The sequence below is a fragment of the Streptomyces sp. NPDC093261 genome, from assembly GCF_044753645.1.
Classification (GTDB): domain Bacteria; phylum Actinomycetota; class Actinomycetes; order Streptomycetales; family Streptomycetaceae; genus Streptomyces.
The window spans coordinates 106,269-127,351 of the sequence record NZ_JBIVNO010000016.1 but is presented as its reverse complement, the minus strand read 5'-3'; the positions used below and the strand labels follow the sequence as shown (position 1 = coordinate 127,351).

17 protein-coding genes are annotated in these 21,083 nt (G+C 70.2%); 4 read left to right on the top strand and 13 right to left on the bottom strand.

Features of this window, described 5'->3' with window-relative positions:
- Positions 1-13: 13 nt before the first annotated feature.
- From ACIP94_RS28435 to ACIP94_RS28400, 8 genes are all read right to left on the bottom strand, one after another.
- Positions 14-256 carry a hypothetical protein gene (locus tag ACIP94_RS28435; RefSeq protein ID WP_402431628.1) on the bottom strand — a complete coding sequence of 81 codons (243 nt, stop codon included), beginning with the start codon at positions 254-256 and terminating at the stop codon, positions 14-16.
- Positions 253-1,755 (bottom strand): Asp-tRNA(Asn)/Glu-tRNA(Gln) amidotransferase subunit GatA, encoded by a 1,503-nt coding sequence (gene gatA / locus ACIP94_RS28430; protein ID WP_402431625.1) that lies wholly within the window; start codon positions 1,753-1,755, stop codon positions 253-255. The genes ACIP94_RS28435 and gatA overlap by 4 nt, the downstream gene beginning before the upstream one ends.
- Positions 1,756-1,761: 6 nt before the next feature.
- Positions 1,762-2,058 (bottom strand): Asp-tRNA(Asn)/Glu-tRNA(Gln) amidotransferase subunit GatC, encoded by a 297-nt coding sequence (gene gatC, locus ACIP94_RS28425; RefSeq protein WP_006130840.1) that lies wholly within the window; start codon positions 2,056-2,058, stop codon positions 1,762-1,764.
- Between the two features lie 341 nt (positions 2,059-2,399).
- Positions 2,400-4,739: a putative bifunctional diguanylate cyclase/phosphodiesterase gene (locus ACIP94_RS28420; protein ID WP_402431621.1), complete on the bottom strand. Its 2,340-nt coding sequence runs from the start codon at positions 4,737-4,739 to the stop codon at positions 2,400-2,402.
- A 226-nt stretch (positions 4,740-4,965) separates the two neighbouring features.
- Positions 4,966-7,161: an NAD-dependent DNA ligase LigA gene (ligA, locus tag ACIP94_RS28415; RefSeq protein WP_402431618.1), complete on the bottom strand. Its 2,196-nt coding sequence runs from the start codon at positions 7,159-7,161 to the stop codon at positions 4,966-4,968.
- A 15-nt stretch (positions 7,162-7,176) separates the two neighbouring features.
- The gene (locus ACIP94_RS28410) at positions 7,177-8,184 is read right to left on the bottom strand and encodes a methionine synthase (protein ID WP_402431615.1); all 1,008 of its coding nucleotides are present in this window, start codon (positions 8,182-8,184) and stop codon (positions 7,177-7,179) included.
- 123 nt (positions 8,185-8,307) lie between these two features.
- Positions 8,308-8,997 (bottom strand): SDR family oxidoreductase, encoded by a 690-nt coding sequence (locus tag ACIP94_RS28405; protein WP_402431612.1) that lies wholly within the window; start codon positions 8,995-8,997, stop codon positions 8,308-8,310.
- Between the two features lie 24 nt (positions 8,998-9,021).
- Complete coding sequence (locus ACIP94_RS28400) at positions 9,022-9,561, bottom strand: TIGR00730 family Rossman fold protein (RefSeq protein ID WP_402431609.1); 540 nt, start codon at positions 9,559-9,561, stop codon at positions 9,022-9,024.
- A gap of 51 nt (positions 9,562-9,612) precedes the next feature.
- Here ACIP94_RS28400 and ACIP94_RS28395 point away from each other — a divergent pair, with 51 nt between their 5' ends.
- Both ACIP94_RS28395 and ACIP94_RS28390 read left to right on the top strand, forming a co-directional pair.
- Positions 9,613-9,936 (top strand): DUF427 domain-containing protein, encoded by a 324-nt coding sequence (locus ACIP94_RS28395; RefSeq protein WP_402431606.1) that lies wholly within the window; start codon positions 9,613-9,615, stop codon positions 9,934-9,936.
- A gap of 37 nt (positions 9,937-9,973) precedes the next feature.
- Entirely contained in the window at positions 9,974-10,753 is a 780-nt protein-coding gene (locus tag ACIP94_RS28390) for an alpha/beta fold hydrolase (RefSeq protein ID WP_402431604.1), read from the top strand.
- A gap of 176 nt (positions 10,754-10,929) precedes the next feature.
- Here ACIP94_RS28390 and ACIP94_RS28385 read toward each other — a convergent pair whose 3' ends face one another.
- From ACIP94_RS28385 to ACIP94_RS28375, 3 genes are all read right to left on the bottom strand, one after another.
- Positions 10,930-11,679, bottom strand: coding sequence for a M48 family metallopeptidase (locus tag ACIP94_RS28385; protein WP_402431601.1), 750 nt, complete (start codon positions 11,677-11,679; stop codon positions 10,930-10,932).
- Between the two features lie 50 nt (positions 11,680-11,729).
- Positions 11,730-15,299 (bottom strand): type I restriction endonuclease subunit R, encoded by a 3,570-nt coding sequence (locus ACIP94_RS28380; protein ID WP_402431598.1) that lies wholly within the window; start codon positions 15,297-15,299, stop codon positions 11,730-11,732.
- A gap of 114 nt (positions 15,300-15,413) precedes the next feature.
- Entirely contained in the window at positions 15,414-15,950 is a 537-nt protein-coding gene (locus ACIP94_RS28375) for an ATP-binding protein (protein WP_402431595.1), read from the bottom strand.
- 256 nt (positions 15,951-16,206) lie between these two features.
- Between ACIP94_RS28375 and ACIP94_RS28370 the strand changes: the two genes are divergently transcribed.
- Both ACIP94_RS28370 and ACIP94_RS28365 read left to right on the top strand, forming a co-directional pair.
- Positions 16,207-17,058, top strand: a complete 852-nt coding sequence (locus ACIP94_RS28370; RefSeq protein WP_402431592.1) for a Scr1 family TA system antitoxin-like transcriptional regulator — start codon at positions 16,207-16,209, stop codon at positions 17,056-17,058.
- Between the two features lie 2 nt (positions 17,059-17,060).
- A complete protein-coding gene (locus ACIP94_RS28365; protein ID WP_402431589.1) occupies positions 17,061-17,267 on the top strand; it encodes a DUF397 domain-containing protein in 207 nt (68 codons plus the stop codon).
- A 15-nt stretch (positions 17,268-17,282) separates the two neighbouring features.
- Here the strand turns inward: ACIP94_RS28365 and ACIP94_RS28360 are convergent, their stop codons facing one another.
- Positions 17,283-18,347 carry a restriction endonuclease subunit S gene (locus tag ACIP94_RS28360; RefSeq protein WP_402431586.1) on the bottom strand — a complete coding sequence of 355 codons (1,065 nt, stop codon included), beginning with the start codon at positions 18,345-18,347 and terminating at the stop codon, positions 17,283-17,285.
- A gap of 124 nt (positions 18,348-18,471) precedes the next feature.
- Positions 18,472-21,081 carry an N-6 DNA methylase gene (locus tag ACIP94_RS28355; RefSeq protein ID WP_402431583.1) on the bottom strand — a complete coding sequence of 870 codons (2,610 nt, stop codon included), beginning with the start codon at positions 21,079-21,081 and terminating at the stop codon, positions 18,472-18,474.
- Positions 21,082-21,083 lie beyond the last annotated feature (2 nt).

Sequence of the window (21,083 nt, the reverse complement as noted above, 5' to 3'; positions counted from 1 at the left end):
TGAAACTTCCCTCTCAGCCCAGCAGGACGTCGTCGTCGCCCAGCCGCCTCAGCTCGCGGTAGAGGATCGCGAGGCCGGTGGCGATGGCGGCGGCGGACACGGCCGCGTCGATCAGGCGCAGTGTGTCGTTCTCGATGCGGGCCTTCTTGGCCTGCTTCGCGACACTGATCGCGCCGAACGCGGTGGTGGCCATGGACAGGTACATACCGGACTTGGACTTCTTGAAGCCCTTGGCCTTGGACAGTGCCTTACTCACAGCGACGGAGCCTCCTCGAGAAGCGGGTGCCCCCACCTTTCCACGAAGGCGGCCTCGACGGCGGCGCCGACCTTGTACAGCCGGTCGTCCTTCAGCGCCGGGGCGATGATCTGCAGTCCGACCGGAAGGTTGTCCTCCGGAGCGAGGCCGCAGGGCAGCGACATGGCGGCGTTGCCGGCCAGGTTGACCGGGATGGTGCACAGGTCCGCCAGGTACATCGCCATCGGATCGTCGGCGCGCTCGCCGATCGGGAAGGCGGTGGTGGGGGTGGTCGGCGACACGATCACGTCCACCTGCTCGAACGACTTCTCGAAGTCGCGGGTGATGAGCGTGCGGACCTTCTGCGCGGAGCCGTAGTACGCGTCGTAGTAGCCGGAGCTGAGGGCGTACGTCCCGAGCATGATGCGGCGCTTGACCTCGGGGCCGAAGCCCGCCTCACGGGTGAGGGAGGTGACCTCCTCGGCGGAGTGCGTGCCGTCGTCGCCGACGCGCAGGCCGTAGCGCAGACCGTCGAAGCGGGCGAGGTTGCTGGAGCACTCGCTCGGGGCGATCAGGTAGTACGCGGCCAGCGCCAGGTCGAAGGACGGGCAGTCCAGCTCGACGATCTCGGCACCCAGCTCTCCGAGGAGCGCGACGGCCTCGTCGAAGCGCTGCACGACGCCGGCCTGGTAGCCCTCGCCGCGGAACTGCTTGACGACGCCGATGCGCATCCCCGCCACGCTGCCGTTGCGCGCGGCCTCGACGACCGGCGGGACCGGGGCGTCGATGGAGGTCGAGTCGAGCGGGTCGTGGCCGCCGATGACCTCGTGCAGCAGGGCGGCGTCCAGGACCGTACGGGCGCAGGGGCCGCCCTGGTCGAGGGAGCTGGAGAAGGCGACCATGCCGTAGCGGGAGACACCGCCGTAGGTCGGCTTGACGCCGACCGTGCCGGTCACGGAGGCGGGCTGGCGGATGGAGCCGCCGGTGTCCGTGCCGATGGCGAGCGGAGCCTGGAAGGAGGCGAGCGCGGCGCTCGACCCACCGCCGGAACCGCCCGGGATACGGGTGAGGTCCCAGGGGTTGCCGGTGGGGCCGTAGGCGCTGTTCTCGGTGCTGGACCCCATGGCGAACTCGTCCATGTTGGTCTTGCCGAGGATGACGACGTCGGCTTCCTTCAGCTTCCTGGTGAGCGTGGCGTCGTACGGCGGGATCCAGCCCTCGAGGATCTTGGACCCCACGGTGGTGGGCACGCCCTCGGTGGTGAAGATGTCCTTGAGCGCGAGCGGCACACCGGCCAGCGGGCCGAGCTTCTCACCCCGCTCCCGCTTCGCGTCGACGGCACGGGCCTGCGCCAGCGCGCCCTCGCGGTCGACGTGCAGGAAGGCGTGCACCTTCTCGTCGACTGCCTCGATACGGGCGAGGTGGGCCTCGGTGACCTCGACGGCGGTCAGCTCGCCGGAGGCGATCTTCTCGGCGGTCTGGGCGGCGGTGAGCCGGACGATGCTGTTCTTGTCCGTCATGGCGGGCTACTCCTCCCCCAGGATCTGCGGCACCTTGAAACGCTGCTGCTCCTGGGCAGGGGCGCCGGACAGCGCCTGCTCGGGGGTGAGCGACGGACGGACCTCGTCCGCGCGCATGACGTTCGTCAGCGGCAGCGGGTGGGAGGTCGGCGGTACGTCTTGGTCGGCGACCTCGCTGACGCGGGCGACCGCGCCGATGATGTCGTCGAGCTGGCCGGCGAAGTGGTCAAGCTCTTCGGGCTTCAGCTCCAGACGCGCCAGCCGGGCGAGGTGGGCGACCTCCTCGCGCGTGATGCCAGGCATGCAGCGATCCTCTGGGGTGAGTGTGTGTGGTTTGGGCCCAATCCTATGGCGCGAGCACGGGTGCCCGCGCATGGGTTTGCCCCGGCCCGGCGCGCTGCCTGTCGGTCGTGGGCTGATCGCAGGTCGCGGGATGTACGTCGATGGGGGGTCGTTCGCCGGTTCCGGGCCCCTCGTCAGTCGTGATCCCGGACGTCTGCGAGCCCGGACGACCGTGAGCCCGGACGACCGTGAGCCCGGACGTCCGTGAGCCAGGGCTTTCGTGGACCCGGGCTTTCGTGGACCCGGGCGTTCGTGCGCCCAGGCGTTCGTGCGCCCAGGCGTTCCTGATCGGCGCGGTGCGCCTACTCGTCCGTCGCCGCGGCCGGAAGGGCGGCTCTCGGGCGCTGCCAGCCCCGGGCGCCCCGCGCGCGGAGCCACGCCGTCGTCTCCTCGGGGGGCATCGCGGCCGCGACCAGCCAACCCTGGACCGCGTCGCACCGCAGGTCGCGCAACCGCTCCCACGTCTCGTCGTCCTCGACGCCTTCCGCGACGACGAGCAGCCCCAGCGAATGCGCCAGGTCCACCGTGCAGCGCACGATCTCCGCGTCCTCCGCGTCCACCGCGAGCCGCGCCACGAACGAACGGTCGATCTTCAGCTCGCTCACCGGCAGCCGCCGTAGGTGGACCAGCGAGGAGTACCCCGTCCCGAAGTCGTCCAGCGACATCTTCACACCGTGCCCGGCCAGCCCGGCCAGCGTGTCGGCGGCCCGCTGCGGGTCCTCCAGGAGCACATGCTCGGTGATCTCCAGCTGCAGCGCGCCCGCCGGCACCCCGTGACGCGCCAGCCGCGCGGCCACCGAGCCCGCGAAACCGGGAGTGTGCACATCCCGGGGCGAGACGTTCACCGCCACCGGGACCAGCAGCCCCTGCGCCCGCCAGCGCGCCACCTGCCCGAGCGCCGTCTCCAGCACATACTCCGTCAGATGCGGCATCAGCCCGGACGACTCGGCGATCGCGATGAACTCGTCCGGCGGCACCTTCCCGCGCTCGGGGTGCACCCACCGCACCAGCGCCTCGAGCCCGGCGACCTGCCCGTCGAACCGCACCTTGGGCTGGTAGTGCAGTTCCACCTCGTGCGCGTCCAGGGCGCGTCGCAGATCCCCCAGCAGCCCGAGCCGGTCCGGGGTGTTCGAGTCCCGCTTGGACTCGTAGACCTCCACCCCCGTACGGTCCCGCTTCGCCTGGTACATCGCGACGTCCGCCCGTTGCAGCAGCCCCTCCGCGTCCAGCGCGTGCTCGGGGAAGACGGCGACCCCGGCGCTGGCCTCCAGGACCAGCGTGAGTCCGTCCAGGTCGAGCGGGGAGCCGAGCGCCGCGACCAGGTTGCGCGCCGCCCGTGACGCGGACGTCGTGGAGTCCGCGACGGGCAGTAACACGGCGAACTCGTCCCCGCCGAGCCGTGCCGCCTCCGCCCCGCGCGGCAGCGCGAGCCGCAGCCGCTCGGCTATCTGGAGAAGCAGCCGGTCGCCGGCGAGATGGCCGAGCGTGTCGTTCACCGACCGGAAGCGGTCGAGGTCGATCAGCATCAGGGCGGCCCGCGCACCGATCCGCTCGGCGTCGTCGAGCGCCGTCCAGGTGCGCTCCAGCAGCCACTGCCGGTTGGGCAGACCGGTCAGCGGGTCACGCAGTTGTTCCTCGGCGCGGGCCCGCGCTATCCACAGGGTGGAGTCCAGCGCGACCAGCGGGATCGCGAACAAGGGCAGCAGGATCGGGAGCGCGACGGCGACGACGCAGATCAGCGGGGCGATGCCGAGCAGGGCGACGGCGAGCAGCCCCTGCCTGACGAGGGCGGAACGGGCGACCGTGGGCAGCTTTCCGGCCCGCGGTGCCTGGAGGTACCACAGCAGCAGCCGGGTCACCGCGAGGTACGCGGCGGCGACGAGGACGACCTGGGGCGCCGTGTAGAGGGTCCAGCTCTGCGGGTTCCAGGGGGCCTCGACGGTCGGGACGCGTCCGAAGACGGCCAGGACGAGCGCTCCGGCGCCGATGCCGAGGATGTCGACCGCGCCGTGCAGGATGCCCTGCCGCCAGCGGCCGAGCCGGGCCGTGACGACCAGGACGACTACGGTGAGGCTGACCATTCCGGCGGGCACCCAGCCGTACAGCAGCAGGACGGCGAGGGTCAGGGCCGCGCCGGACCCCGTGCCGCCCCACGAGCGGACACGGCCGAGCGCGACCAGATGGCCGACGATCATGCCGGCGAGGACGGCCAGGGACCAGCCGACGGTGCCGGACGGGAAGAGCGCGTGGTGTGCGCCGAACGCACGGGAGAGACCGGCGCCCAGGACGCATGCCGCCGCCGCGACGATCGACACGGGAAGCGCCGGCCGGCCCCTGCGCCCCCCGTTGTCCGGGCCGGACGGTCCGGACGGCCCGGACGGCCCGGACGGCACCGCGGGCAGCGGAACGACGCCGGGGGACGTGGCCTGGGCGGGAATGAGGACCGGGAGGTTCCTCGGCGGGACCCCGGCGCCGGGGACGGGGGCCGTCGCGGGCGCCACGCCCGGGAGCCCGCCCGGCACGGCGCTGGGGCCGTGGACGCGCTCCGGCCCCCGCACGGTGCGGCGGCAGACCCGCCAGGCGCCGGACATCCGGCGCAGGCGCAGCCGTGAGTCCGAGGCGGCGCTCTCGGTCGGTTTCATTCCCGTCCCTCTCACAGCCTGCGGTGCCCACGCCACGCGGCCCGCTGCCCGACGACCCGTCAACGGCATCGCGTCTGAGAACCCACCACGCGTGCGGGCACGGCAGGCGCACACCTCAACAGTAGGCCGCGGAAGGCTGTCACGGGCAGCGGTCGCCGACGGTTGCCCGAATGCGACCCGGGCGCCCTATGCATCTGGTATGCGCAGAACAGGTGGCCTTCAACCACTACTCCCCGGTCGGAAGGGCCACTTCCGCCGCCGCCTCGGGCCCCTGCTCCAACAGGACTGTGAAACCGTCCTCGTTGAGCACGGGGACCTTCACTTGCATGGCCTTGTCGTACTTCGATCCCGGGTTCTCGCCTACGACCACGAAAGACGTCTTCTTTGAGACAGAACCGGTCACTTTCGCTCCACGGCTCTGCAGGGCCTCCTTGGCCCCGTCACGGGTGAAGTGCTCGAGAGTGCCGGTGACCACGACGGTGAGCCCTTCCAGCGGACGCGGTCCCTCGTCCTCGCCCGAGCCCTCCTCCGCCAGGCGCACGCCCGCGGCTTTCCACTTGCGGATGATCTCGCGGTGCCACTCCTCGGCGAACCACTCCTTGACGGAGCGCGCGACGATCTCCCCCACGCCGTCCGTGTTCCGGAGCTCCTCCTCGGTGGCCTGGTCGATGCGGTCGACCGAACGGAAGGCACGAGCCAGCGCCTCGGCCGCGACCGGACCGACATGACGAATCGACAGACCGGTCAGGAGGCGGGCGAGCGGGCGCTCCTTGGCGGCGGCGATGTTCTCGAGCATCGCGAGCGCGTTCTTCCTGGGCTCGCCCTGCTGGTTGGCGAAGACCGTGGCGATCTTCTCCTCGCCGGTCTTCGGGTCGCGCTTGGGCAGGCCGCTGTCCTGGTCCAGGACATACGCCTTGATGGGCAGCAGCTGCTCCATGGTGAGGTCGAACAGGTCGCCCTCGTCCTTCAGCGGAGGCTCTGCCGGCTCCAGCGGCTTGGTGAGGGCGGCGGCGGCCACATATCCGAAGTGCTCGATGTCCAGCGCTTTGCGGCCGGCCAGATAGAACAGCCGCTCCCGCAGCTGGGCCGGGCAGGTCCGTGCGTTCGGACAGCGGAGGTCGACGTCCCCCTCCTTCATGGGCCGCAGCGGCGTACCGCACTCGGGGCACTCGGACGGCATCACGAACTCGCGCTCGGTGCCGTCCCGCAGGTCGACGACGGGGCCGAGGATCTCCGGGATGACGTCACCGGCCTTGCGCAGCACCACCGTGTCGCCGATGAGCACGCCCTTGGCCTTGACGACGTCCTGGTTGTGCAGGGTGGCGAACTCCACCTCCGAGCCCGCGACCGTGACCGGCTCGACCTGCGCGTACGGCGTGACCCGGCCCGTACGGCCCACACCCACGCGGATGTTGACGAGCTTGGTGTTGACCTCCTCGGGCGCGTACTTGTACGCGATCGCCCAGCGCGGGGCGCGCGAGGTGGAGCCCAGCCGCCCCTGGAGGGGGATCTCGTCGAGCTTGACGACGACTCCGTCGATCTCGTGCTCCACGGAGTGGCGGTGCTCCCCGTAGTACGCGATGAACTCCCGTACACCCTCGAGGTCGTCGACCACCTTGTTGTGCCTGGCGGTGGGCAGGCCCCAGGAGTGCAGCAGGTCGTACGCCTCGGACAGACGGGTCAAACCGTCCTCGAAGCCCTTGAGGGCGCCGATGCCGTGCACCACCATGTGCAGCGGGCGGGTGGCCGTGATGCGCGGGTCCTTCTGCCGCAGGGAACCCGCCGCAGCGTTGCGCGGGTTGGCGAAGGGCTTGTCGCCGCCCTGGACCAGCCGGGCGTTCAGCTCCTCGAACTTGTCCATCGGGAAGAAGACCTCGCCCCGGATCTCCACGAGGTCGGGGACCCGGTCGCCCTCGAGGCGGTCCGGGATCTCCGCGATCGTCCGCACGTTCGGCGTGATGTCCTCGCCCGTGCGGCCGTCTCCCCGCGTCGCCGCGCGCGTCAGGCGGCCGTGCTCGTAGGTGAGGTTGACCGCGAGGCCGTCGACCTTCAGCTCGCACAGGAAGTGGTACGCGGAGGTGCCGACCTCCTTGGCGACGCGGTCGGCCCAGGCGGCCAGCTCCGCGTCGTCGAAGGCGTTGTCGAGGGAGAGCATGCGCTCGCGGTGCTGGACGGCCGTGAACTCCGTCTCGTACGCCCCCGAGACCTTCTGGGTGGGCGAGTCGGGGGTGCGCAGCTCCGGGTACTGCTCCTCGAGCGCCTCCAGGGAGCGCAGGAGGCGGTCGAACTCCGCGTCGCTGATGACGGGAGCGTCCTTCACGTAGTACCGGAAGCGGTGCTCCTCGATCTGCTCAGCGAGCTGCGCGTGCTGCTCCCGTGCCTCGGCGGGCACCGTCGTCTCCGCTTGCTTGTCGCCGGCCACCGTGTTGTCCTCCCGTTACTCTGGGTTGTCAGCGAGGGATCTCGCCGCCCTGACGCATTGGGCGAGCGCCCGGCGGGCGTAGTCCGGGGAGGCGCCCGCGAGCCCGCACGTCGGCGTGAGCGTGACCGCCTCCGCGAGAAGCTCCGGACGCAGCCCCAGCCTGCGCCACAGCGTCCTGACACCCATGACGCTACCGGCAGGGTCTGACAATGGGCCGTCGGTGCCCGGCACGACCCCCGCGAAGAGCCGGGTGCCTCCTTCCACGGCCTCCCCGATCGCCTCGTCGTCACGCTCGGTGAGGAGCGAGAAGTCGAAGGAGACGGCGGCGGCGCCCGTCCGGCGCAGCAGGGCGAAGGGCACGTCCGGTGCGCACGAGTGCACGACGACCGGGCCGTCCGTGTGCACGTGGACGACATCCCGCAGGGTGGCCTCGACGACCTGCCGGTCGACGGCCCGGTGCGTCCGGTAGCCGCTGGCGGTCTTCACCTGTCCACGCAGGACGGCGGTGAGCGACGGCTCGTCGAGCTGGAGGACGAGCCGGGCTCCCGGCACGCGGCGCCGCATCTCGTCGAGGTGGAGGCGCAGCCCCTCCGTGAGGGAGCCGGCGAGATCGCGGCAGGCGCCGGGGTCGGAGAGCGCGGCCTCGCCGTTCCTCAGCTCCAGGGCGGCGGCGAGCGTCCAGGGCCCCACCGCCTGCACCTTCAGCGGTCCCTCGTATCCCTGGGTGAACTCCTCCAGGGCGTCCAGGTCCTCGCCCAGCCAGGAGCGGGCCCGCCTGGTGTCCCGCCCGGGCCGGTCCCCGAACCGCCAGCCGCTGGGCTCCAGGTGCGCGTACAGGTCGACGAGCATGCCGGCGGTCCGCCCGACCATGTCCGCGCCGGGCCCCCGGGCCGGCAACTCGGCGAGGAAGGGGAAGTCCTCGAAGCTTCCGGTGACGGTCTTGGCGGCCTCCCGGGCATCGCCGCCCGGCATGGACCCCACTCCGGTGGCGGCACCGAACCTGAACTGGCTGTCTTCACTCACCCGTGCAGCGTAGGCCCTCCGGAGGCGAGGGCGTTCCCGGTGCCGGATCCGCCGCGGGGCGCCCGGTGGCGGCGCCGCCGTCCCCGGGTCGAGGCCTCGGCCACCCGCGCCGCCCCGTCCCGGCTACGCCCCCGGACGCACCGTGAGGTCGTTGACCTCCGCGTCCCTCGGCAGGTCCAGACACATCAGCAGAGCCGTGGCCACCGACTCGGGGTCGATCCAGCCGGACGGGTCGTACGGCTTGCCCTCCTGCTGGTGGACCTTGGCCTGCATCGGGGTCGCGGTCCGGCCGGGGTAGACCGAGGTGACCCGGACGCCGTTTCCGTGCTCCTCGTGGCGCAGGGAGTCCGCGAGGGCCTTCAGGCCGTGCTTGGAGGCCGCGTACGCCGACCAGGCCGCATGCGCGTTCAGGCCCGCGCCGGAGTTCACGAACACGACATGGCCGCGCGCGGCACGGAGCTGGGGCAGGAAGTGGCGGGTCAGCTCCGCGGGGGCGATCAGATTGACGTTCAGCTGGTGGCGCCAGGAATTGGGCGTCAGCTCGCCCACCGGGCCGAGCTCGACCACGCCCGCGATGTGCAGCAGGGAGTCCACCCGGTCCGGCAGGGCCTGGTGCGAGAACGCCCAGGACAGCCTGTCCGGGTCGGCGAGGTCGCCCACCAGGGTCGTCGCCCCGGGGAACTCGGCCGCCAGTTCCTTCGCCCTGCCCGCGTCGCGCGCGTGGAGCACAAGAGCGTCCCCGCGCGCGTGGAGACGGCGGGCCACCGCCGCCCCGATGCCGGAACCCGCGCCGGTGATCACATGAGTTGCCATGTCCGCCATGCTCGCATCCAGGCGCTAGCGGATCCCGAGCGACTCCTCCAGATACGCGAGCGCGCCCACCGGTTCCTCGGCGAAGAACACCAGCTCCGGGAGCGGACGCGGCAGAAAGCCCTCGTCCTCCATCCGCCGGAACTGCTCCTTGAGGCCGTCGTAGAAGCCGGCCGTGTTCAGGAGGACCACCGGCTTGTCGGTGTGCCCGTGCTTCTTCAGCTCCAGGATCTCGGTCGCCTCGTCGAGCGTCCCGGTCCCGCCCACCATGATCACGACAGCGTCGGCCTTCTCCAGGAGCAGCCTCTTCCGCTCGGCCAGATCCTCGGCGACCACCATCTCGTCGGTGCCGGTCCGGGCCTTGGCGGCCAGGAACCGGACGGACACGCCCACGAGCCTGCCGCCCGCCTCCTGCACCCCGTCGGCGACCACCTTCATCAGGCCGACGTCGGAGCCGCCCCACACCAGGGTGTGACCGCCCTTGCCGAGCAGCTCCGCGAACTCCCGCGCGGGGCGGGTGTAGCGGTCGGCGAGGTCGGCGGCGGAGAGGAAGACGCAGATATTCATGCAGCACACCGTACGCGGGAAGAACCGCGGTCCCGCAGGCGCTGTTCCGGTATGAGCAACGGACACACGATCACCATCGAGCAAGGCGACCGCCACGTGCGCGTGGTGCACGGCGGACAGGTCCTGGCGGAGAGCGACCGCGCCCTCGTGCTGCGGGAGACCGGCTGTCCCGAGCGGTACTACCTCCCCGCCGAGGACGTCCGCATGGACCTCCTGACCCCCTCGGGCACCCACACCGTCTGCCCCTTCAAGGGCACGGCGTCGTACTGGTCGCTGCCGGACGCGGCGGACCTCGTATGGGCGTACCCCGACCCCAAGCCGGAGGTCGCCGCCATCAAGGACCACCTCTGCTTCTACGAAGTGCAGGTGTCGTGAGCGACTGAGGCCGCCGTCCTGCGGCAGTCTCACAGACATGGACAAGCAGACCACCTCACGCGACGGCACCCGCATCGCGTACGAACGCACCGGACAGGGCCCGGCGGTCGTCCTGGTGAGCGGCGCGATGTCCACGGGCGCCACCGTCGCGCCCCTGGCCGCGCGTCTCTCGGACCGCTTCGGCGTCATCGTGTACGACCGCCGGGGCCGGGGTGTGAGCGGTGACACGGAGCCGTACGCGGTGGCCCGGGAGGTCGAGGACCTCGCGGCCCTCATCGAGACGACGGGCGACGAGGCGTGGCTCTACGGCATCTCGTCCGGCGGCGCGCTGGCCCTTCAGGCGGCGGCGGGCGGGCTGCCGGTGCGCGGGGTCGCCGTCTACGAGCCGCCGTTCGCCGACTACGGGGGCGGTGGGCAGGAACGCGCGGAGTACACCCGGCGTCTCGGCGAGGCGCTCGGGCAGGGCCGGCGCGGAGACGCGGTGGAGCTGTTCCTCGGCCTCACCGGACTGGCCCCGGAGATGATCGCCAACGCCCGCCGGTCCCCGATGTGGGGCGACATGGAGGCGATCGCCCCGACCCTCGCCTACGACGACGCCGTGATGGGCGACGGGCTGGTGCCCCGCGACCTGCTCGCCTCGGTCACCGTCCCCGTGCTGGCCGTCGCGGGCGGCGCGAGCCCCGAGTGGCTGCGCAGGGCGGCCGAGGCGGTCGCGCAGGCGGCGCCCCGGGGCACGTACCGCATCCTCACGGACCAGGACCACATGGTGGAGCCCCAGGTGCTCGCTCCGGTGCTGGCGGAGTTCTTCTCTGCGTAAGCTCTACGACGAGGCGGCGCTCCACCGCAGGTGCCGCAATAACGCATGTTACGGGCGTGGCCGAGTAACTTCCGGTGAGCCGGCCACACGCCTGTCGTTGTGCCCGTGATCACCTGAGTGGTAGCGCCCGAGCCGCCGATAACTGATCACAATGGCCAAGTGATTCTTATCAGCCGTCACCGACTCGCACACGGCCGGACCAGACCACGCCACATCATCGGCTCCTCCACGGCGAACCAGCTCTCACGCCGGTCGGCATCAGGAAGCGCCAAGCGCATCTCCCTCCGAAAACGAGGACCGTGTCCCGGCACCTTCAGATGGCAGAGTTCGTGCGTGATCACAAAGTCGAGCAACTGTGACGGTAGCTGCATGACGGCCCAGTGCAGGGTGATCACACCATCCGGACCACAGGACCCCCAGTGGTCCGGCAGATCCGCGACGTCCACCGCCTTGGCCACCACCCCTACCCGGGATTGTAGAGAGGGCAGGTGGGCACGCGTCCACGCTGAGCCTTTCTCGATGTACCAGGCAGCGATGCGGCGAGCGCCCTCGTCAGCGCTCGCGCATCGGGGCAGTTCGAGCCAGCCTTGATGGAGCCGCACCTTTCGCCCGGCCGCCGGGGCCACCAGCCGCAGCCGGTACCGACGGCCCAGGTACGCGAAGCTGCTGCCGCTGATCAGTTCCTTGACCGGCTCAGGCGGCCGCTCACCACGCCGTCTGATCTCCTCCGCCAGCCGGGGCAGCCTCCTGCGCACGGCCGAGGCCACATCCGCCGGGTCGGCGTCCGCCGGTACGGAGAAGAGGACGTGACCGTCCGGAGTCACCTCGATCCCGAGCGTGGTCCGCCGCGGCCGCACATCGACGCGCCACCGCCACGCGGCAGGGAGCGGCAGCGCGGCGATGGCCTGCTGGACGGGAAGACTCACCCGCCTCTTCTACCATTCGTCGCTGACAGCTCCGTCCACGTGAGGGCGTTTTACGAGGCCCTGTCCTCGCTGCGCCGGCCATAGCGCAGAAAGTCCTCGTGGCGCTCGACCGCCAGTTCCACCAGCAGGTTGGCCAGGGGGCCGGTCACCTCCCAGTCGACGTGCAGTTCGTCCTCCAGGAAGAGGCGCACCTGCTTGCGCACCCTCTCGCGCGCCTCTGGACGCCGTGGGAAGTTCGGCGACTGCACCTGGACAGCGAGACAGGCGGCGATGTCCCGCGCGGCCTTGATCCGGTCCTGCGGCTCCGGCAGGACGGGCTCGTCGGCCTCCGGGTAGTCACGACCCAACAGCCCGTGGATGGGCTGCTCGGTCCACGGGTCGAGACCGCCGGCCCCCGTCGCGTTCCCGCTTTCGGCGTCCCTCACCTCGCAGGCCAGGTTCTCCAGCGCTTCCGCCGCCTGTTCGAAATCCTCCCCCATCCGGCGGATGACCTCTTCCAGCCGCTCGCTGAACCGCTCGTAGCGGGCTCGGTCGGCGTTCAGGCGCGCGGTGATGTGGGTGCTCAGGCGGCTGCGCAGGTACGACACCCGGGCCCGGGGGTCCCGGTTCGCCCGGACGCGCTCCAGGAAGTCGTCGGCGGTGAGCTGAACGGGCGGCACCCGCTCATCGATCCCCGAGGCGATGATGTGCCGGGCAATGAGGTCACGCACCTTGGCCCCGTACCGCCGCGGGCTGAACTCGTCCCGACCATCGAGCCGGCGGGCCCGCACCAGGTACTGCAGCACGCCCACCTCATGCGCGAACGTCTCGTGCGCCAAGGCCTCCGGACGCGGGAGTACGGCGTTGAGGGCGGTGAGGAAGCCGCGGACCCGTTCGTCGAACTCCCCGCACAGCAACGGGTCGTCGTCCAGCCGGGCCAGCAGGTCCTCGCGCTCTTGTTCGTCACCGGGATCGGTGAGACCGAGCCTCCCGAGAAAGTCGGTAAGTCCTCGGTTACGGTCGGCAAGGAGGGCGTCGGCGGCCGCGTCGGCCTGGAGCCACAAGCGGTCGCGTGTGGGCTGGGGGCCGACGTGTTCCGGATCCAGATGGTCGAGCGAGAGATCCTGGTAACCGAGAACGGCCCGCAGGTGCGCCGCCTCGTACTCGGCGAAGGAGCGGGCGAGTTCGGGACCCACGCCGACGTAGTCCACGACAAGGCCGAAGTCCTTGGCGGGGTAAGGCCGGTTCGTACGGGCGATGCCCTGGAGCAACCCGGCGCCCGTCAGCATCCGGTCCAGGTACAACACCTGTTCGGGCGGGGCGTCGAAACCGGTGAGCAGCATGGAGTTGACCACCATGAAGGCGATGGGCACGCCGTTGCCCGCGCTGCCCGAACCCGTCGGCGCGGCAGTGGGCCGGGGAGTGTCGTTCCAGGCACCGGTACTGGTGACCGCCCGACGCCGGTGCGTGGAGCGCCGCGCATCGGTGTTCCAGGGCTGCCTAACACCGGGATCTCGTGCTGGCACCCCCTGCTTGAAGCGCTCGATGTGGTCGTCCTGGCACCGCTTGTCCGTCCACGGTTCCCACGCGCGGTCATCTCCCCGGCGCCCCGAGATGACGGCCGCGATCTCGATGCGGGCGAGCAGGCCGCGGTAGCTCGCGAGGCGGATCAGCTCCCGCCGCTCGGGGTCCGTCTCCCGCTCCTCGGCCTCCGGGTCGTACCGGAGGGCACCGAGCGCGTCGATCCGGCGGACGAGTCGGTCCCGAGCGGCGGTCAACTCCTGCTGGTAGAGGACGGCGGCCCGCCGGGAGACCGCGACGACCTGGGCGCTGAGACCGTCTCTCATCGCGGTGGTGGCCCAGTGCCACATCATGTGCTCGGCCTTGACCCGGATGACGGACGGGGACTGGAGGATCTCCTTGCGCCGCCCGAACTTCCGCAGCGCCCGGCGGCGCCGGTCCGGGTCGGCGGGGATTCGCTCGTCGAACCCGGCGTCCAACCGGGCCTTGTCCAGCACGTCCAACGACACGCTCTCGGCCGCGTACCGCACGGGCACGACGGCGCGGTCACGCTCGGCGTCACGCAGCGTGTAGGTGTCGAGGAACGGGCCGAAGACCTCCTCGGTGGTCTTGTGAACCCGGCTGATGAGAGGGGTGCCGGTGAAGCCGACCATCACGGCGTTCGGCAGCATGGCCCGCAGCCGGGCGTGCTGCCAGGCGTACTGACCCCGGTGGGCCTCGTCCACCAGGACGACGATGTCGTGCCCGCCGTTGGCCATATGGTTGTGGACGTGGTCGGCGCCGCCGGGCTCGGTGGCCAGGAACTCCTCACGCCCGTCGAAGGCGGTGTCGTCACGGCGCGCCTTCTGCAGCATGACCAGGACGACGTCGGGCACGTCCACCGCCAGGTAACGGCGGGCCTGCCGAACGTTCCGTGACCGGTAGATCCGCTCGTTCGCGGCGGCAAGGCTGCGGCGGATCTGCTTCTCGAGGTCGCGCCGGTCGGTGATGACGACGACCTTGTGCCCCGACAGCTCCGGCGTACTGCGCAGGTGGCGTACGAGGAACGCCATGGTGAGGCTCTTGCCGGAGCCCTGGGTGTGCCATGTCAGGCCGCCGCGGTGGTGGGTCTCCTTCCCGGCGGCATGGGCTTCCCGGCGCTCGCGCAGCATGCGGGCGATCCGGTGCACGGCGCGGAACTGCTGGTAGCGCCCGATGACCTTGACGGTACAGGGCCCGCGCCCGGCCTGCGTGGTGAAGTCCCGTACGAGACAGAGCAGGTGGGCCGGGCGCAGTACACCGGCGACGAGGATCTCCTGCGCGGTGAGCTTCCGCCCCTCGGACGCGCCCAGCTCCGCACGGACGTCCTGCTCACGGGCCGGGTAACAGGTGCGCCAGGCGGCGAAGTCGGCCGGCTCTGCGGTGACGGTGCCGATCTCGGCGTGGGTTCCGTCGGTCGCCACGAGAACCTGGGCGAATCGCGTGAACTCCGTTACGGCGTCGGCTTGGTCGGCACCGGCGTACCCGACGACCTGGCCGACGGCGGCGTCCAACGCGATCCGGCTCTCCGGGCTCGCCAGGACGGGCGCCTTGCACTCGATGACGGCCCAGGGCAGGCCGTTGACGAACAGAACGAGGTCCGGGGTAGCCCTTGGCAGTCCTCCGCGCTCGACGCGGAACTGCGAGACCGCCAGCAGGTCATTCCCGCGCGGATCGCTGTCGCTGCGGCGGACGGGCTGCTCCCAGTCGACGAGGCGTACGTGCTCGGGCTGCCCCTTCCGCCAGCCCGGCAGCGTACGGGCGTTGACGCCCTCGCGGAGCACGGCGGTCACGTGCAGATTCCCGGCGACCCCACGGGAGGCGTGGGGGTCCTGTCCCTGTCCACGCCCCATGAGCCGGTCCAGGATGAACCGCAACTGCTCATTGCCGAGCCAGGGTTCGCCGTCCGGTCCGGGGTTGAGACGGGACACGGCATCGAAAAACCGCTGCTCGTAGACCACCTCCTGAAAGGAGGCACGGCCCGAGTCGGCGGGGCCGGCGGCCGGCGCGCCGGGCGGCGCCCCCTCACAGTGCGTCCACCCCATGGCGACGAGCTGGTCGATCAGAGGTTTCTCGACCAGCTCGTACTCCGGCTGCGCCATCCCCGGAACTCCCGCCCCTCGTCACTCGGCCCGCCCCTGTGCGAACAGGGGTAGGAGCTGAGTCTAGTGACCGGGACCGACAGTGGGGGCGTGCAGCGAACAGCCGTCCGGGACTCAGGCGGCGAGCGCGGGTGGTTCGGGCTCCGGCGGGTTGAGGCGCAACTCGAACCAGATCGTCTTGCCGCCCTCGCCGCTCCACGGGCCCTCATGCGTCGCGCGGCCGCCCCACCGGTCCGCGAGCGCGTCGAGGATCAGCAGTCCGCGCCCACCGTCCGCGTGCGGCCCGACGGGCGCGGGGCGCGCTCCGGCGACCAGGGGCAGGTCCGGGCAGCTGTCGCACACGCTGACGCGCAGGACGGGATGCAGCCACTGGAGTCGGACGGATGCGGACCCCTTGGTGTGCCGTACCGAGTTGGTGGCCAGCTCGCAGGCCAACAGTTCTGCCCGATCAATCAGTTCGTCGAGCCCATGCGCGCCGAGGACCGCCCTGAGGGTGACGCGGGCGACACCGGGGCCTCGCGGGTCGCGAGGGAAGTGCAACTCGTAGTGCCAGGGCGCGGTGAAGGCGAGGGGCGGAGGGTGCGGGACTCCGGTGAGCGGGGCGAGGCACGGGAGGAGGAGGGGGTCCGAGTTCTGTTCCGTGTTGCTCACGTGGCACCTCCTGGGTGCGCGGTGGTGATGGTCAAGTGGGCTTGCGCCACGGGCATTCCGCCTACGGCCGGTGGCTCCGCCGCACGCCTGAGGCTGATGCGGTGCACTTCCGCGCTGGGGAGTGGTGGCGCGCATCACAAAGTAGCGTTGCCATTTAACCCGTGCCAGTACTTACACCTATACGAGTTAAATCCTCAATTGGGAGTGGAGCGAAGCCCAAGGCGCCCGGCACACTGTGCGCCAGCGAGGAGGACGCATGGCACCTGGAAACATCCCAACGATCCGTCAGCGACGATTCGGCTTGGAACTACGGCGATTGCGGGAGGCGGCCGGGATGTCAGCTCCGGCCGCAGCCGCTGCGTTGGGCACTGATCGGACAAACATCTCCAACATCGAGGCGGGCCGTTACGGCATCAGCGAGGAGCGGCTCCGCCGACTGGCGAGCATCTACGAGTGCAACGATCAAGCGCTCATCGACACACTCGCCTCGATGACGGGAGGGCGAAAAACAGGATGGTGGGACGAGTACCGGGGCAAGGTCCCGCCAGGGCTGCTCGACATCTCGGAGCTTGAGCACTACGCGACTCGCCTGCGCACCATGCAGACGTCCCACCTGCCGGGTCTTTTCCAGACCGAGGACCACGCCCGAGCGATGTTCGAACTGGTCGTTCCCAAACTGCCCCGTCTGGAGGTGGAACTCCGTGTCGCTCACCGCCTCGGCAGGCAGCGAGTCATCTCCGGGGACGCACCTGTGCCTTACCTGGGCATCATCCACGAAGCCGCTCTGCGCATGCAGTTCGGCGGCAGGGACGTGGCACGAGCCCAGCTACGGCACCTCCTCGAAGAGAGTGAACGCGACAACGTAACGCTGCTGGCCATCCCGTTCGCCAATGGCGGGTTCCCCATGGCAGGCGAGTCGATCCTGTACGCAGAGGCAGAGAACCCTCACTTGGACACCGTCCACATGGACTCACCCGCCGGCCCGCTCTTCTTCGACCTCCCCACCCAGCTTGAGAACTTCCGCGTGCGACTGGACTTGGCCGAGCGTGTGGCGTTGACTGCGAAGCAGTCCGTGGAGTTCATCCGCTCGATCCTCAAGGAGATGTAAGGGTGCACGTGTTGTCCGAGGCGGAGTGGCGCAGGTCGTCCTATTCGGGAGACGGCGGGAACAACTGTGTCGAGGTCGCCGTGATACCACACGGCATAGCCATACGCGACAGCAAGCGCCCCTCCCCGATCCTGACGTTCAACCCGAAGGCGTTCACAGCACTCGTACATGGTGTCGCCACAGGCCCACTCGGACCACCGACCGAGTGACCTTCCGACGCGTCCTCAGGCGGCACCGGCTGCGACTCGGGCGTCGAGCAAGTCTTCCACCACAGCTTGTTGAATGGTCCGGAGTTTGGCGATCTGCCGTTCCAGGGCGCGAGACCGCGATTGCACAGCACGAACCGGTTCGAGGTTCCGTCGCTGCTCCTCGATCGGCGGGACCGGGACCACCATGTCTTTGACCTGTGTTGAGTTGATCGACGCCAGATTGGTGGTCTGTTTGCCAACGCGCTGAAAATAGGCCCGTCCCTCGGCTGAGCCCGTGTACAAAGCCAGGAAGTCGGGGTCCATCCTGCTGCCGCAGCGCACCCGGAAAACATGGTTCTGGTGCAGACAGGGCGCGATACGGCCGTCCCAAACTGCACCTCTGCCGAGCTTATCCAAGTCGCCACCTTCGGTCAGGAGGAGGTCTCCCCGGCGCAGGGCGTACCGCTCCAGTTGGGTGCTGACAATGCGCACAGTCTTCAGATCGCCGGTATCGATGCGGCCGTCCAGAACATTGGCCACTCGCAGATACGGCAACTCCAAGGTTCCTTCGCCCACTGGCTCGGCACCGAGGGTAACTCCCGCCGCGACGTCCGCGATCGACTCGATCGTAGCTCGCTTCCAGTACGGCCTGGGCTCCAGTGCCTTGGCTGACAGTGCCTGCTCTGAAATGCTGAGCTTCGCTAGGACCCGCTTGAGCGCCCCGATCCGCCGCTCGAACGCGGCGTGGGCGGCGGCGATTCGATGCTGCTCTTCCAACGTAGGCAACGGGATCTCGATGTCTTCCACGAATGAGGCGCTGATCTTCACCATGCTGTCGCTGGTTCCTCGCGCCCCGGCGTGAATTTCACTGCGGACGGTGCTCGAACGCAAAACAATCTCCAGATAGGCGCCGCTGCACCGGCGCTCGTCCGGAAAAAGCCGCATCATCAGATCCGGGTAGATGCACGGCACCCCATCGCTTGCGTACCGACCGACCATTCCTACGAGGTCACGTGTATTGGCACGGCTAATAAGCAGGTCACCGTCCGCAAGAAGAAACCTGCGGGCATGCTCGCTGTCAGGGACGTTCTTGAGCTGCACTGGACGGTAGCCCGTCGGCGTCAGACATCCAAGACCCAGCGTCCGAAGCCCGGTCCACTCGGGGACGTCTTTGGGGGAGTACCCATTCCTCGGGCTCTTAAGAAGCACCTCCCCCAGCCGAATATCACCCCGCATACCCAAGCTCCCTAAGCCACCGCCCCAGCTCCCCCGCCGCCGCCCCGCTCTCCCCCTCAAGAGCGTCCAGCGAGAGCTCGTACTTCGCAGCCCACGACCGAAAAGCCGCAACCAGCTCGCGCCGCCCCGCCGCCACCGCCGCGTCCAGGCGGTCGGATAGCCCGGCGCCGAAGACCTCCAGAGCGACCCGGCGGGCGCCGTTCTCCTCCGCCTTGGCCAGGTCTGCCGCCGCCTTCAGGTCCTTCAGGAAGCGGTCGTCGAGGGCCGAGCGGCGGCGGGAGGCCACCGTGCGGTCCTTGCGCAGGCGGGCGACCTTCTTCTCCAGGCGCTCGATCTCGGCCGGATCGGCCTTCTCCTCGTCCTCGACCGTCCCCTCTTCGCTTTCCTCCTCGGCGCCATCAGCGGGCACTTCCACCGCCGCAAGTTCCGCCTGCGCCTCCTTCAGCGCCGCGTCCGCCTTGGCCAGTTCCGCGTCCGCTCGGGCCACCTCGTCCAGGAACTCCGGAATCAGCGCCCGTACGACCGGCTGGTCCAGCGCCCGGCGCCGGTCCGCCGTCGTGACCGACGGCTTGCGGCTCTTCCTGCGGCCGGTACCGCCGTTGCCCGCGTCGTCGTTCTGGTCCTCGTCTGGCAGAACCGGGTCGACCATGTTCTCCACGGAGTCGATCCAGCCGTCGAGGACCCGGTCGTACCCGCCGGCCGCCAGGGCCTTGAGGTCGTACCGCACGGCCATCCACCAGTCGGCGACGATGCCCGCCGCCTCGTAGCGGTCCAGGACACCGACGCCCCGGACAGCCTCGGTGAAGCCCTCGACCAGACGGGCGCGCAGCGGCAGAAGGGCGTTGTGGCCGACGAGAGCCGTGAAGTGAGACGCCTGCCACCCCCACCACTCCTCGAAGGTGCGGCGGACCTCCGCCTCCTTCGGCGCGGCCAGGTCCGGGATACGAGCCGCCGTCGCCTCGGGGCCCTCGGGCAGGAAGTCGACGTACGCCGGGTCGTCGTCCCTCGGGGCAAAGAGGTCGGTGATCTCCACCCCGTACGCGCCGAACGCCTTCGCCTTCGCCTCGACCTCCGCGACCGGGACACCGCCGTACAGGTGGGCCCGTACGTCCTGGGGTTCGGGCGGTGGGGAGTTGTCCACCCAGCGGCGGATGTTGAGGTTGGCGTCGGCGGCGAGCAGGGCGTCGACGTCCACGACGGCGGAGTAGCCGGGTTCCTCGCGCCACTCGCGGTAGACCGTGACGATCTTCTCGGCGTGTTCCTCGCCCAGCTCGTTCTGGTTGCGGGCCGCCCGGAACTCCCGGTCGGCGTTGATGAAGAGGACCTTTCCGGCCCGCCTGGGTGCCTTCCGGCCCGGTCTGCGCAGGACCAGGATGCAGCCGGGGATCCCGGTGCCGTAGAAGAGGTTGGGGCCGAGGCCGATCACGGCCTCGACGCAGTCGGCCTCCAGAAGCCCGACGCGGATGTCGCGTTCCTTGCCGCCCCGGAAGAGGACACCGTGCGGCATGACCGTGGCGGCCACGGCCTCCTGGTTCTCCTCCAGCACCGCGATCATGTGCTGCACGAACATCAGGTCGGCCTTCTTGCCGCTCTCGGGGGCGTATCCCCAGCGCATGCGGCGGCCGTGGTCCTCGTCGGCCTTGTTCACCAGTTCGGCGTCGTAGTTCAGGGAGAACGGCGGGTTCGACAGGACCTTGGTGAAGGTGTCCAGGCGGCCACCGGTGAGGTGCAGGGGCTCGGTGAGGGTGTCGCCGTGCTGGAGGTCGAACTCACGGATGCCGTGCAGCACCATGTTCATGCTGGCCATGGCCCAGGAGGGGCCGCTCTTGTCCTGGCCGTTGACCGACAGGTCGTCCGGCCCGCCGCCGCTCTCCTCCACGTACTCGTGCGCGGCGATCAGCATGCCGCCGGAGCCCGCGCAGGGGTCGTAGACGCTGTCGCCCGGCTTGGGGTCGACGAGGCGGACCATCATGCGCACGACCTCGCGGGGCGTGTAGAACTCGCCGCCGCGCTGGCCGGCGCTGTCCGCGAACCGGGCCAGCAGGTACTCGTAGGCCGCCCCCAGCATGTCGGGGAACTCGAAGTCCTCGTTGCGCAGCCGGTAGAGGCTGAAGTGCCGGATGAGGGTGCGCAGTTCCTTGTCGGTGAAGCGGGGCCTGGTGCCGACGACCTCGTTGAAGCTGATGTGGCTGGCGATGCCGCCGAGCTTGTCGTTGCTCTCCTGGATCGCCGCGAGCGCCTGGTCGAGGGCCTCGCCCACCCGCTCGGTGAGGGCGGAGATGCCCGGTGCGGGGCTGCCGGGGGTCGCGGGGTCGATGTGCGGGCCCTTCCACCAGCGGGCCCTCGGCGGAACGTAGAAGACGCGGGGGTACTTGTCCGGGTCGTTCGCCCGGGCCAGGGCCTTCCGCTCGTCCTTCTCCCGGTCCAGGGTCTGGGCGTGCACCCGCTTCCACTCCGGTTCGAACTCGTCGGAGGCCCGCTTCAGGAAGAGCATCCCGAAAATGAAGTCCCGGTACTCCGAGGCGTCCATCCGGCCGCGCAGGATGTCGGCGGCGGAGAAGAGATGCCGCTCCAGCTGGGGCAGGGTGATACGGGCCAAGG